We start from the raw sequence: 13,629 nt of genomic DNA, 5'->3' as shown, positions 1-13,629 counted from the left end.
TTTGAAGATAACAAAAAGGCAGATAATTCTGAATTATTTGCCTTTTGCTATATCTTGATGAAAGTTATTTATCGGTCAGAGTAATAACTAATTTGCCGGGTTTTATTTCTAACCTTTCTGCTAATGTTTTAGCTGCTGCTTCAGCTTTGCTGTGATCCGGTTTCAATACATAAACCGGGTGAGTATCAAAGAAAGCGCTGAGTGATTTATTCAGATAAGGAACTAATGCATCAATCGGTTTTTCCATTTTTTCCTGCGTAATTTGGTAATCAACGATTTCCAATGCTTTCAGAAAAATAGCCCCTTGTTCCTGCTCAAAAACAGGTTGTGCTTTCAGGGTAAGCTTCATGTCAGCTTTTGCCAGGCCAAGCAGAGAGGTAATATTTACGTTTGCACGGCCGGTTAACGCTATTTTGTCAGGTTCCGCCCGGCCAATTTGGCTGGATAGTTCTGTTAATTCAATATCTGCGATGGCGATACTATGTAACTCGATCTGTTTCTGGTAATGGACGTGTTTTGCCAGATAACCATTAATTAGCTCTTCGCTGATGCTAACGCTTTTGAACTGATCGCAACCACTGATTAGCCCCGCTAGCAGCAATACTGCCCCCAAGAAAAATTTTCTCATATCGACTCCTTTGATTTTGGAGGGCAGATTTTACCTCATTAACTGCCACTCAGCATGGCAGATTCAATTTTACGTTGGTTGAATTGACGGTGCAGGGCGTACAGCGTTATCAAGCCAATAATCCCAAGCAGTAACCAGGGCAATTGCGGCATATGCAGCGCATGACCGGTATCATATAACCAACCACCGCCGGTATAACCCAAGGCGCCGCCCAGAGCCAATCCAAGACGGCTAAATCCCATATAACTGCCACGCGCGCGCGGATCAGCCAGTGACGCACTTAATGTTTCACGGGCAGGTTCGGCGGTGACGGTACCGAGATAGAACAGGCAAATAAGGCCAAACAAGGTATTTATTTCACCAATCAAACCGACTGGAAACATACTCAGGCTCATCAGGAAAAGCCCTGCCATTAGACGCTGTTCTAGCCGGAATCGTTTTTCACTCCAGCGGGCGAGCGGATACAGCAAAGTGAGCGATAGGGTTGCTTCAATCGCGTACATCCATTTTACCGCAGCAGGTGTTCCGGCGATTTCATTGACAATAATCGGAAACATCAGCATCACTTGGACAGACAGCATAAAGTAGCCGGTCAACGTTAAGACATAAGTGAAGAAGCGGCGATCTTTAATAACGCGCTGCATCCCTTCCCAGATGGGCGTGCGGGTAGTCGAAATTCGGTAGGCAGGGAGGAATAATGCGTTCCAGATGGCTGCCAGAACGAAAACACCGGCACCTGTCCAACAGACAAGTTGGAAATCGTATTGCAGCAGCCAGCTACCAATCAGTGCGCCGATAACCGCGCCAGCGCTGTCTTGCATCAATAGCAGAGAGAAGAAACGGCCGCGTTCGTGCGGTCGGGTTAGTTTGATGACCAGTGCGGTCCGGGGAGGATCAAATAAGGTCCCCCCCAGTGCGGATAATATGCAGGCAAGCCACAGTATCCACGGTTCGGTGGCTAAGGCGATTAAAGCAAAGCCAAGGGCGCGTAATAGCATACCGGTGACGATCATCGGCTTCGCGCCAAAACGGTCTGCAATTGCGCCACCGAAAATTCCGAAACCCTGTTGTACAAACTGACGTAAACCAAGCGCAAAACCGACAATCAGCGCGGCCCAACCCAGTTGCTCAACAAAATGTATTGATATTAAAGGAAATACGACGAAGAAACCCAGAACGACCAGCAAGTTATCGAATAACAGGAAGTACTTACCCAGGCTACGTGCTTGTGAAACCAGTGACATTGCTCACCATTGGAGTAGTAAAATAGGGAGGACCATATAGTTGCTTTATATTTTGTACTTAATTCGATCATTAGGATAGTGAGTTATGGATAATATTTTTTTATCGTAAAGTAATGGTTGGAAGCTGTTTTTTACAGATAAATAGCTTAAATTTTTAACGGATAAATTAATATATACCCTATGGATTTCAAGATGCATCGCGACGGCAAGGGAACGAATCCCTGGGAGCATAGGAAACTATGTGACCGGGGTGAGTGAGTGCAGCCAACAAAGAGGCAACTTGAAAGATAACGGGTATAGTTAGGGAGAAATAATGTTTGGTTATAGTTCCACTTTACCGAAAGTTCGTCTGATCACGGAACGAATGGTGGTGCGTTTGGTGTACGAGCGGGATGCTTATCGTTTGGCTGAGTACTATTCAGAAAATCACGAGTTTCTTAAACCTTGGGAGCCGACCAGAGATAGAAGCCATTGCCAGCCTTCTGGCTGGATAAACCGATTGAATTTAATCATAGAGATGCAAAGACAGAGTGCGGCTTTTCATTTTCTGCTACTTGATCCAAATGAAAATGAAGTTATTGGTGTTGCCAATTTCAGTAATATTCTGCGTGGGGCTTTTCATGCCTGTTATTTGGGATATTCGCTTGGTGAAAAGTGGCAGGGAAAAGGGATGATGTACGAAGCTTTACAACCAGCTATCCGTTATATGCAACGTCAACAGGGGATGCATCGGATTATGGCTAATTATATGCCGGATAATCATCGTAGTGGGAAATTGTTGGAACGATTGGGTTTTGAACGTGAAGGTTATGCCAAGAAATACCTGATGATTAATGGAGTTTGGCAAGATCACGTATTAACCGCATTGACAGATGACAAATGGAGTGGAAAAAGTTAATTATTAAGCTGTGCTGTCACTAAATAAAGTAAAGCAAATTGGTAATGATGAATTAAATCACCGTTGAAAGTCAGCCTTCCCCGCACCTTATTCTTGACCCTTTTTTAAGGACTGATTTTAATTTGTTGATTTTCAATGGAATATTGTTTCTCTTGTAAAAAAGGGTTTTTTCGTTGTTTTATTAAAATATGCTTTAATCGTCAGTAGGTTGAAGTTAATATGTAACAGTTCACTGCCGTACAGGCAGCTTAGAAAATGGATACGCGACGCAAAATTACGTTTTACCTGTTCACTGCCGTACAGGCAGCTTAGAAAAGTATTAGTAATCCAGTTCTCCGCAGGCACGAGTTCACTGCCGTACAGGCAGCTTAGAAAACTTAATAGCACCAGATTGTTGAGCGATGTGCGTTCACTGCCGTACAGGTAGCTTAGAAACTCGATAAACAGCCGGAATCGGCAATTAAAAGGTGCATTGTCGTACAGGCAGCTTTTATCAACGGAGGCAACCATGAGTCATACCCGTTACGAAACTGATGTGGTCGTTTGGGCAAATGAGCAAGCAGCATTATTGCGTGCAGGTAAATTCTCTGAGATAGATATAGTTAATATTGCCGAGGAAATTGAGGACGTGGGTAAGAGTGAAAAACGTGAACTAGCAAGTCGTATGGCAGTTTTGTTGTCCCATCTTTTAAAATGGCAATTCCAACCTGAGCGCCGTGGTTCAAGTTGGCAGCGAACTATCAAGGAACAGCGAAAGGCACTGGCATTGCATATAAAAGAGACACCCAGCTTGAAAAGCACAATTGCTGATGAAAACTGGTTTGCTAAAGTTTGGGCTGATGCAGTTTCTTCCGCTGTCGATGAAACAGGCTTGGATATGTTCCCGGATGAATGTATCTGGAATATAAATCAGATCTTTTCCCAAGAGTTCTATCCTGATTAAACTTCAATGAGTTGATTTATTTGACGCACTGACTTCGATTGGTGCGTTTTTTGAAGTGGCTATTTGGGATTTCTATAGTAAGGCTAGTTGCAAGGTGCCATTATTTAGGCCAAATACAATGTTGCATTGGCAGCTTATAAAAGTCAGTGATTCCTAGTGCATAAGCATGAAATTATGTATTGTACTAGCCGCTTTTGTTAGCAAAGTGAATGATTAACCTTGGTAGATTCACGTAATAAATGCAATATCGTTACTTTGGAAGTAAATATATTCGTATTCCTTTAAATAATTCATTGGATATTTTATTATTAGCTAATTGTTATGAAAATAATTTGAATGGTTTCTTGAATCCATAAAAATAGGTATTATTCTTATTGGTCTATTTAATAAAAATAACAATCTAATTGAAAAAACAGATAAATAAAGAGTGAGTGAAGATAAATATTCATATAACTTGAGTCCGTACATGATTTCATATTAAATAATAAATTATTGATTTTAAAGTAATATTGTTTCTCTTAAAAAAGGTTTTTTTATTGTTTTATCGATATGCTTTAACCGTCAGTAGGATCTAACCGTGCATTGTTGATAGGTAGCTTAGCAAGCTGGATTAAGATGGTGTGGCTTGGTGGTTTTTTGCACTAATACAGGCAGCTTAAAAAGTACCGGCAGCTTACAAGTATCTCAGTCGTGTATAATCCATTTTCCATTTTTGTACTGTCATACAGACAGTTCAGAAATCAACTAACATGATTTTGAGATAAATACGATGAATTTATTGAAATCACTGGCTGCGGTTAGCTCTATGACCATGTTCTCTCGGGTTTTGGGCTTTATCCGAGATGCCATTATTGCCCGCATATTTGGGGCAGGTGTTGCAGCGGACGCTTTTTTTGTCGCATTTAAACTGCCTAATTTACTGCGCCGTATTTTTGCCGAAGGCGCTTTTTCTCAGGCGTTTGTGCCTATTTTGGCAGAATATAAGAACCAACAGGGTGATGAAGCGACTCGGACGTTTATTGCTTATGTTTCCGGTATGCTGACGTTAATTCTGGCTATTGTTACTGTGTTGGGGGTTTTGAGTGCTCCTTGGGTGATTTATGTTACTGCGCCAGGTTTTACCGATACTGTCGATAAATTTACGCTGACAACAAATCTGTTAAGAATTACCTTCCCTTATATTTTTCTGATATCGCTGGCCTCGTTGGCAGGTGCGATATTAAATACTTGGAATCGATTTTCTGTTCCTGCCTTCGCTCCGACGTTACTTAATATCAGCATGATTGTGTTTGCGTTATTTGTCGCCCCTTATTGTAATCCGCCAGTGATGGCATTGGGTTGGGCAGTGGTTGTCGGAGGGATTTTACAGCTCTTATATCAGCTTCCTCATTTAAAAAAGATTGGTATGCTGGTATTACCGCGTATTTCTTTCCGTGACAGCGGCGTATGGCGGGTTATGCGGCAGATGGGACCCGCAATTCTTGGGGTTTCAGTCGGCCAGATTTCGTTAATTATTAATACGATTTTCGCCTCATTTCTGGTGTCCGGTTCTGTCTCCTGGATGTATTACGCTGACCGTTTAATGGAATTACCTTCTGGTGTATTGGGTGTTGCGCTTGGGACAATTCTTTTGCCTTCACTGGCGAAAAGTTTTTCCAGCGGAAATCATGAGGAGTACACCAAATTAATGGATTGGGGGCTAAGGCTCTGTTTTTTGTTAGCACTGCCTTGTGCTGTTGCTTTAGGTATGCTGGCGGAACCTTTAATCGTTTCTCTGTTTCAATACGGTAATTTTACGGCATTTGATGCAGTAATGACCCAAAAAGCGTTAATTGCTTACTGTTTTGGACTGATGGGGCTAATTATTGTTAAGGTGTTGGCACCGGGTTTTTATTCTCGTCGAGATATTAAAACCCCGGTGAAAATTGCGATTGCTACTTTGGTTCTGACTCAGCTAATGAATCTTGCCTTTGTTGGTCCACTAAAACATGCAGGGTTGGCCCTGTCTATCGGTTTGGCATCTTGTTTCAATGCCAGTCTGCTTTACTGGCAATTACGTAAGAAAAATATTTTTAAGCCGTTAGCGGGTTGGGGTGTGTTCTTATTTAAACTTGTAGTAGCAATTGCAGTGATGATTGCTGTATTGGTGGTTACTTTGTGGCTGATGCCAGCATGGGAGCAGGGAAATATGGCTATGCGCCTGTTGCGATTAATGGTGGTGGTTATCGCCGGGGCAGGCAGCTATTTTGCCGCGCTGATATTGATGGGTTTTCGGCTAAAAGATTTTGCCCACCGCGGTTTTCAATAAATTCAGGTATTCCAGCAGTTATTGAGATTTAGGCGGAGTTTTGATGATAGAAAATTGCTAGGGTACGTTTCTTGCCAGAATTGAATACCAAGTATAAAAAGATCTTAACAGGCGTGATAGGGGGGAGTATGCCCATATCACGCCAATTTTTCAAACAAGTAACGATTATCCGGTTACATCCGTTCTACCGTCTCAATGCCCAAAGTGTTCAGACCTTGCTTCAAGGTTTTCGCGGTCAGTAGCGCCAGTTTCAGGCGGCTTTGACGCAACTCTTCACTTTCAGCATTGAGGATCTGACAGTGTTCATAGAAGCTGGAGAACAGACCGGCTAGATCGTACAGGTAAGCACACATAACATGTGGCGTACCTTCACGGGCGACGGTGGTGATGGTCTCTTCAAATTGTAACAAACGGGTGGCTAACGCTTGTTCTCGTTCTTCATTTAGGATAACGGGCAATGTCAGGCTGTTTTCATCAATTTCGGCACGCTTGAAGATGGAGGCAACACGGGTGTAAGCATATTGCATATAAGGTGCGGTATTGCCTTCAAAAGCGAGCATATTATCCCAATCGAAGATGTAATCTGTGGTGCGACTCTTGGAGAGATCCGCATATTTCACGGCGCCGATACCTACAGCTTCAACCACTTTTTTCAGTTCATCTTCTGGCATATCCGGGTTCTTTTCACGGATAAGGGTATTGGCGCGTTCAATGGCTTCGTCCAATAGATCGGTCAATCTGACCGTACCGCCGGCGCGAGTTTTAAATGGTTTGCCATCTTTACCCAACATCATGCCGAACATATGGTGTTCCAGTGACACGGATTCTGGCACATAACCAGCTTTACGAACGATGGTCCAGGCTTGCATCAAATGTTGATGTTGACGGGAGTCGATGTAGTAAAGAACGCGGTCAGCGTGCAGGGTTTCATAACGGTATTTCGCACAGGCGATATCTGTTGTGGTGTAAAGATAACCCCCATCTTTCTTTTGGATAATAACGCCCATCGGTTCACCTTCTTTGTTTTTATATTCATCAAGGTAAACCACGGTTGCACCATCGCTTTCGACTGCTAGCCCTTGCTGTTGCAGATCAGCGACAATGCCGGGCAGCAGATCGTTGTACAGACTTTCACCCATGACAGAATCTTTAGTCAGCGTGACATTCAGACGATCATAGGTTTGTTGATTTTGGGCCATCGTGATATCCACTAGCTTGCGCCACATGGTTCGGCAATATTCATCACCGCCTTGTAGCTTCACCACATAGCCACGGGCGCGGATGGCAAACTCTTCGTCTTCATCGTAATTCTTTTTCGCTTCGCGATAGAAAGCTTCCAGATCGGATAATGCCATATCGCTGGCATTTTCATTTTGCACTTTTTCCAGATAGGCAATCAGCATACCAAACTGGGTTCCCCAGTCACCCACATGGTTGGCGCGGATAACCTTATGACCGAGGAATTCAAGTGTACGGACGGCAGCATCACCAATAATAGTGGAGCGTAGATGACCAACGTGCATCTGTTTCGCTACATTGGGGGCGGAATAATCGACAACAATAGTTTGTGATTCGGCTGGAGTAACGCCCAGTTTCTCATCTTTCAGGGCAGTTTCGATATTCGCTGCAATCCACGCTTGATCAAGGAAGATATTGATAAAGCCGGGGCCGGCGATTTCAACTTTACTGGCGATACCTTGCAGATCTAGCAGGCTAACAACTTTTTCTGCCAGTTGTCGGGGGGGCATACCCACTTTTTTCGCGGCGGCCATCACTCCATTGGCCTGATAATCGCCAAACTGCGCTTTCGCGGATTGGCGGATGTGAGCTTCGCTGTCGGCTGGAGCACCTGCTGCAATCAGCGCCTGGCTGACTTTTTCTGAAAGAATCGCCTGAATATTCACCTGGTTACCTTAAATGACGAACAAGAAATAGGTATATTGTAGCAAACAATATCCTTTGCAAAATGGTTCATAAGAAAAAACGGCGGGTTTTATACCATATTCAACACATGACATACCACTTTACTGTTGCTTTGTGCCAAGTTGCGAAGAGAAAAAACGCGTTTCCTCGAAAAATTATGATCGTAACTATAATGCCGTAATAAATATACGGCATAAGAGAAGGAACGGTCATGGAAGTATGGCAAATGAACGAACAGGAAAACCAGAGGCTTTTTTAGGTTTGGCTACGATATTAAAAATGACTGCGCCACGTACAGGTACTTGGTCTAAGTTCGCCAACAGTTCTATCTGATAAGTATCTTGCTTTAAGACATAATCTTCGCCCAACAAGGCATTATTCTTTCTAAAGTCTTTAGCTGCGTCGGTATCAAATGTTTCATGTCCAATGGCTTTAACATGACGCTCCTCAAATAAAAACTTAAGGGCATCTACTCCCCACCCAGGTATTTGGTTATTGCCAGAATCATCTTTATTGTCCATTTTTTCCTGGGATGGCCAGCGTTTACTCCAATCCGTTCTGAGCGCAACGAAAGTACCTGCCTCAATAACGCCATATTCTTCTTCAAATTTAAGAATATCTTCTTTGGAAAGTGAAAAATTAGGGTCCTGTTTTGCTCTTTCTGATTGATCAAGCACGATTAGAGGTAAAACCAATTCTTTTAATTCCAGTTCATCAACATAACGGGTATTAGGAACAAAGTGGCAGGGAGCATCAATGTGAGTCCCATATTGGCCGGGAAAAGAAAATTTCTGAACAAAAAAGCCATCTTTGTAATCAAAAAGTGTTTTAAATTCTGCGGAGTCAAGCATAAAAAAATGTGGAGAATCTTTATCGAAGCTATGCGTCAAGTCGACCCATTTTTTTGATTTCAGCAAAGTGAGCGCTTGTAAAATGCTATTTGACATAAAAAACCTCATTTTTGATAATTTATTGATGTTATTTTTACCACTATTACATGATTAATGCTGTAAGATTTGTTGCCGTAAATAGTGATGTTCCTCATGTTTTATTCACTTTTATTGTTCCAGTAATGAACATACGACGTAAAAGCATAATAGATTTAAAGGCGGCAGGACTCGGCGTTTCTGACTACCGAGGTTTGTGTTAGATTTGTCAGGTACGAGCACATCAGGTTATGTTTCTTATAAACGCAGAATTATAAAGAAATAACAAGAAATAATATATTTGATTTTTACATTAGTTAAAATTCAAAATCAAATATAATAAAAAAATATATATTATATGTTTTTGGGGCATTGTTCTTAATGTGATTTATTTCTATCTTATTGTTATTTAATGTTTTTTATTTTAAATGAATTTCATTGATTAAAATTGAAAATCTTTTGCAAATTATTTGTTGAAATTTTTAATAAAAAAGAAATTAATATCGTTTATGATTTAATGAATCCCAAAAAGCTCATCAGCATTGATTTAAAAAGGAACGATTATGCTTTGGAAGAATACTTCTAACCAATTTGGTCATTTATCTGTCCTGCTACACTGGCTGGTTGCCTTGGTCGTGTACGGTATGTTTGCGCTAGGGCTGTGGATGGTGACATTGGGGTATTACGATACGTGGTATCACAAAGCGCCTGAAATTCATAAAAGCATCGGAATAGTGCTGCTGATAGTGATGGTTGTACGTGTTATCTGGCGTTTTGTTTCTCCACCACCAAAACCATTAGCCAGTTATAGCCGCTTAATCAGAGTCAGTGCTGTTTTAATGCATATTTTGTTGTATATCTTACTGTTTAGTATTTTGATTAGTGGTTATTTAATTTCGACCGCTGATGGACAGTCAATTGCTGTTTTTGACTGGTTTACTGTGCCAGCCACATTAACAGGTCAGGGCGAACAGGCGGATACTGCCGGAATGATTCATCTTTACCTTGCCTGGGCGGTAGTAATTTTATCGCTATTACATGCTGTTGCGGCATTAAAACACCATTTTATTGACCGTGATGCAACCTTAAAGCGGATGCTAGGTTTCCGTCCTGAATAATACAAAAGACGATTATGGAGAAGAATATGTTGAAGAAGACATTACTTGGCTTGACAGCAGGTGCACTGTTACTGAATGCAAGTTCGGCATTAGCTGCCGATTATAAAATTGATATACCAGGCCAGCACGCCTTTATTCAATTCCGTATTCAACATTTGGGGTACAGTTGGTTATATGGGACATTTAAAGATTTTGATGGTTCTTTCACATTTGATGAGAAAAACCCGGCTGCGGATAAAGTCGATGTGACGATCAAAATAGCCAGTTTGGATACTAACCACGCTGAACGTGATAAACACCTGCGCGGTAAAGATTTCTTTAATACGGATAAATATCCTGAAGCAAAATTCACTTCAACAGCAGTGAAAAAAGAGGGGAATAAATATGTTGTTACAGGTGATCTGACTTTAAATGGTGTGACAAAGCCAGTGGTGCTGAATGCGGAACTACTGGGTGAAGGTAAAGACCCGTGGGGCGGCTACCGCGCAGGTTTTGACGCTTACGGTAAAATCAAACTGAAAGATTTTAATTTCCAAAAAGATTTGGGGCCTAAATCACAGGAAGCAGAATTACTGATCTCTGTCGAAGGCATTCGGGAAAAGTAATACGCTGATTACTTAACTCAGTAGTGTCATTTATTAACGGCTGCGCATTGCGTGGCCTGTTTTATTGATAGGCAAAACCTTCTTTTCAGTTGGTCTTATGGATAATGGAATACTTACTTTCAGGTAGCTTTATTCCGACATATATTATCAATAGACCAAATAGAATCTTTTTCTTTATTTGATGTGGATACTTATATATCGTTTGAAGAAAAGCATAGTAAGCATCCATTTGTAGAAAATAGTAATAATAATGATGAGGCTGTTGTTTAATGTGGCTTTTTTCTTGTCTGCCAAGTGAAATGATGTGATTTTTCACTTGGCATTATATCAATGGGACTGTTTATTATATTGGCAATACGTATTTATATAGTTTTTATTTTTTTTCTTCCAGAGGAGAATACCGAGACTCTATTATAACATCGACACGAAACTCTCCAGAGTTATCGTAATATACACCGGGTGTATCAGAGAACAGAAGTACCAATTCACCATCTACGGGAACCGTTCTATGGAGCACGCCATTACCAATCCTATAGGTTTTGCCACCAATTTTTGCAACGAGATTGTATTCTGGATTTGTAGAGAGCGTGATGCTACCTTGAGGCGCGGATATCATATTACTTTCTTTGCCGTATCTCACCCATCCGCTAGCGACAATAGATATGATGTCTCCTTGCTTGAGAATAAGCCCTGTGGATTTACCGTTTTCAGCGTTAGCTGGAACACTTCCTGACCAATCAGCCATAGTATTGCCTCCGAAATTATGTTTTATAGAAATAGTTTTGTCAAAGATGTTTACATATTTGACTGAAAGAAAATTTATATTTTTATGATGAGGTGAGCAATGAAAAACATTATGGATTGTGATCTGCGTTAATAACAATAATAATTTTCAGATCGATGGTTGATTTAATGTTATAATTGTTTTTTCTTTTTATAGGATATTAATTTTATATTGAATGATAGATTTTATGATTATTTTTTATTTTAAATTATTATATCGAACCATTAGAATAAAAGAGAATGATTCTTTTTTAAATTTTATGATTTAATTATATCAGAAAATTAAAATTGCCATTAATTCTTATTCCGTGTGGAAATTGTGTGAAATGGTTACAGTAAATTATTGGTAGATAATGTTTCTTGCATAGATTAGATAATCCCACGGTTGGAGATGTTGTTCTATGTGCTGGTAGGTTGCATAAAATAAGGTAGGTATCTTATTGTATTCTACGTGGCAACTCATCTCAGATTATCTGTTTTCTCTCTACGAGAGTGAATAAGAAAGTAAGATAATCCAAAATAAATACCTATTAATCGATAGGATGACTTTTACGACTATTGAATCATCAAGATATTTCTATGTCTAACGGAAAATCGGTTAACACAGGAGTATAATGGGTTGGATAAGATAGCTAATATTACCGGGATTTAATGCAAACTGAGTTGTTAATCAATATACCCGTTATCTTTCAAGTTGCTTCTCTGTTGGCTGCACTCGCTCACCCCCGGTCACATAGTTTGCTATGTGACCGGGGATTCACTCGATTGCCGTCGCGATGCATCTTGAAATCCATAAGGTATAGATTAATTAAAAGGTTAGATAGATGATATTATTGGTTGCTATGATAAGTAGTATTAAAGATATTTTTAATTAAAAATCAGGGTGTTGGATATTTTTATGGTCATTGAGTAAAAATCAGTGAAAACCTGACTGCTTTATATATCGAAAATTACTTTGTCTGGGAATAGGGTGTTTTTATAAATTTATCTTTTATAAGATTGACGATAACTCAACTCCTATTGAATTTGTAACACTTTCTTACAAATGTTACTTTTTGTAAATGAAAAAAATGGAAATTTTTTCTTGCTATTTTGTGATGATTTAATAATTATAACCTACAGTTCTATCATATGGACAGTATGAAGGAAATTTCAACTCCTGTTCCCTTATTCAAAGGGATTAATTGATGGGAACACATTTCTGTCTTCTTATCATTCAACGCATTATTACTCACGGCATAAGCGGTGCTTTTTGTCTATGGTAATAGGATTTTTACTGCCTTATTTTTTGGTGGAGAAATCAATCAGTTCAATTTTCTGGCGGGATATGGAAGCCGCAAAATTTTGTCAATTTACCGGTTATTGTAATAGCGAGTAAAGGAAACAACACTGATGAGTACATTAGATCCGCGAGAATGTTTAGATTGTAGATTGTAGATTGTTGAAACACTGGGTGGAATTTCAGTTGGTGGATGAACAGGGGAAGCCGCTGGTTAATATGCCTTATAGCCTGATAAGCAAGGGGCTACCGAATTATGTGCGCAAAGGGAAGACGGATGGTTTTGGGGTGCTCAGGGAAGAAGACCTGTCAGCCCATCCCGTGACATTGTATATTCACGCCCAATCGCTGGCCAATGAAATGGAACAGCGCCCGTTGCGGGAAATACGCGGTGAAGAGGCTTCGGTAGTAAAACCGAAAGCGGAAGCCGAAGGCTATCAATATCGCTATGTGACTATCGGGCAGATTAGTGATGGGTTGCCGGTGATTAAAGATTGGAAAGATTCTAAAGATATTCCACCGCCTTATCATTTCCCGGACCCGGAACCAAAAGGCTATCAGGTTCATCCGTTAAATCAACGCTATGTATTGGAAGTGTGTCCGTTTAGAGCTTGGGTTTTGTTGTTGCATCATCAGAAGGAGTATTCCATTGTGAATGCCTATAACCAGTGTTTAATGAGCGTGCTGGCTTATGCCGATGGGGATGTTGATATTGAAGGCTCTGTGAAACACTTTTTTAACCGGCAAATGGTCGATGTTTCAAAATTGCCCTATAAAGTGGAAGCATTGTCGGCAACACCTGTCGTTTACGATGTACCATTTAGTGAACGTTATACCCGGGTGGAGTTTATTGATTCACAAAAGGGGAACAACAAGCAGGGTGATACCAAACTGTTTTATGTTGCCAGTAAGAAAGATGTGATTGTTAGTTGGCGGGGAACCGCTAGCCTGGATAATTACCTGACTGATGCCAC

General features: G+C 40.6%; 11 protein-coding genes and 1 pseudogene. 6 read left to right on the top strand and 6 right to left on the bottom strand.

The features are described from left to right. Positions 1–64: 64 nt before the first annotated feature. On the bottom strand, positions 65–628 hold the full coding sequence (locus BA1DRAFT_RS10420) for a lipoprotein (protein ID WP_036778619.1): 564 nt from the start codon (positions 626–628) through the stop codon (positions 65–67). A gap of 38 nt (positions 629–666) precedes the next feature. After that, positions 667–1,872, bottom strand: coding sequence for a multidrug efflux MFS transporter MdtH (mdtH, locus tag BA1DRAFT_RS10415; protein ID WP_036778617.1), 1,206 nt, complete (start codon positions 1,870–1,872; stop codon positions 667–669). Positions 1,873–2,185: 313 nt separating this feature from the next. Here mdtH and rimJ point away from each other — a divergent pair, with 313 nt between their 5' ends. After that, positions 2,186–2,770, top strand: a complete 585-nt coding sequence (gene rimJ / locus BA1DRAFT_RS10410) for a ribosomal protein S5-alanine N-acetyltransferase (protein ID WP_036778615.1) — start codon at positions 2,186–2,188, stop codon at positions 2,768–2,770. A gap of 132 nt (positions 2,771–2,902) precedes the next feature. On the opposite strand, the gene BA1DRAFT_RS24640 is transcribed toward rimJ, so the two are convergent. After that, the gene (locus BA1DRAFT_RS24640; protein WP_420865129.1) at positions 2,903–3,280 is read right to left on the bottom strand and encodes a hypothetical protein; all 378 of its coding nucleotides are present in this window, start codon (positions 3,278–3,280) and stop codon (positions 2,903–2,905) included. Here BA1DRAFT_RS24640 and BA1DRAFT_RS10405 point away from each other — a divergent pair. Next, positions 3,279–3,713, top strand: a complete 435-nt coding sequence (locus tag BA1DRAFT_RS10405) for a DUF29 domain-containing protein (protein ID WP_036778612.1) — start codon at positions 3,279–3,281, stop codon at positions 3,711–3,713. The two genes, BA1DRAFT_RS24640 and BA1DRAFT_RS10405, sit on opposite strands and share 2 nt — an antisense overlap. Before the next feature lie 769 nt (positions 3,714–4,482). Continuing rightward, positions 4,483–6,021 (top strand): murein biosynthesis integral membrane protein MurJ, encoded by a 1,539-nt coding sequence (gene murJ, locus BA1DRAFT_RS10400; RefSeq protein ID WP_036778610.1) that lies wholly within the window; start codon positions 4,483–4,485, stop codon positions 6,019–6,021. 173 nt (positions 6,022–6,194) lie between these two features. Here murJ and argS read toward each other — a convergent pair whose 3' ends face one another. Together argS and BA1DRAFT_RS10390 are read right to left on the bottom strand one after the other, a co-directional pair. Further along, positions 6,195–7,925, bottom strand: a complete 1,731-nt coding sequence (gene argS, locus BA1DRAFT_RS10395) for an arginine--tRNA ligase (RefSeq protein ID WP_036778608.1) — start codon at positions 7,923–7,925, stop codon at positions 6,195–6,197. A gap of 228 nt (positions 7,926–8,153) precedes the next feature. After that, entirely contained in the window at positions 8,154–8,891 is a 738-nt protein-coding gene (locus BA1DRAFT_RS10390) for a cyclase family protein (protein ID WP_036778606.1), read from the bottom strand. Positions 8,892–9,433: 542 nt separating this feature from the next. Here BA1DRAFT_RS10390 and BA1DRAFT_RS10385 point away from each other — a divergent pair. Together BA1DRAFT_RS10385 and BA1DRAFT_RS10380 are read left to right on the top strand one after the other, a co-directional pair. Further along, on the top strand, positions 9,434–9,988 hold the full coding sequence (locus BA1DRAFT_RS10385) for a cytochrome b (protein WP_036778604.1): 555 nt from the start codon (positions 9,434–9,436) through the stop codon (positions 9,986–9,988). Positions 9,989–10,014: 26 nt separating this feature from the next. Further along, positions 10,015–10,593, top strand: coding sequence for a YceI family protein (locus BA1DRAFT_RS10380; protein WP_036778601.1), 579 nt, complete (start codon positions 10,015–10,017; stop codon positions 10,591–10,593). A 373-nt stretch (positions 10,594–10,966) separates the two neighbouring features. Here BA1DRAFT_RS10380 and BA1DRAFT_RS10375 read toward each other — a convergent pair whose 3' ends face one another. Beyond that, positions 10,967–11,338, bottom strand: coding sequence for a LecA/PA-IL family lectin (locus BA1DRAFT_RS10375; RefSeq protein WP_036778599.1), 372 nt, complete (start codon positions 11,336–11,338; stop codon positions 10,967–10,969). A gap of 1,430 nt (positions 11,339–12,768) precedes the next feature. On the opposite strand from BA1DRAFT_RS10375, the pseudogene BA1DRAFT_RS10370 reads away from it, so the two are divergent. Continuing rightward, positions 12,769–13,629 (top strand): annotated as a pseudogene (locus BA1DRAFT_RS10370) (lipase family protein); the annotation flags it as partial.

It is taken from the genome of Photorhabdus aegyptia, from assembly GCF_000612035.1.
GTDB classification, from domain to species: Bacteria; Pseudomonadota; Gammaproteobacteria; order Enterobacterales; family Enterobacteriaceae; genus Photorhabdus; species Photorhabdus akhurstii.
This window is presented reverse-complemented; position numbering and strand designations above follow the sequence as displayed.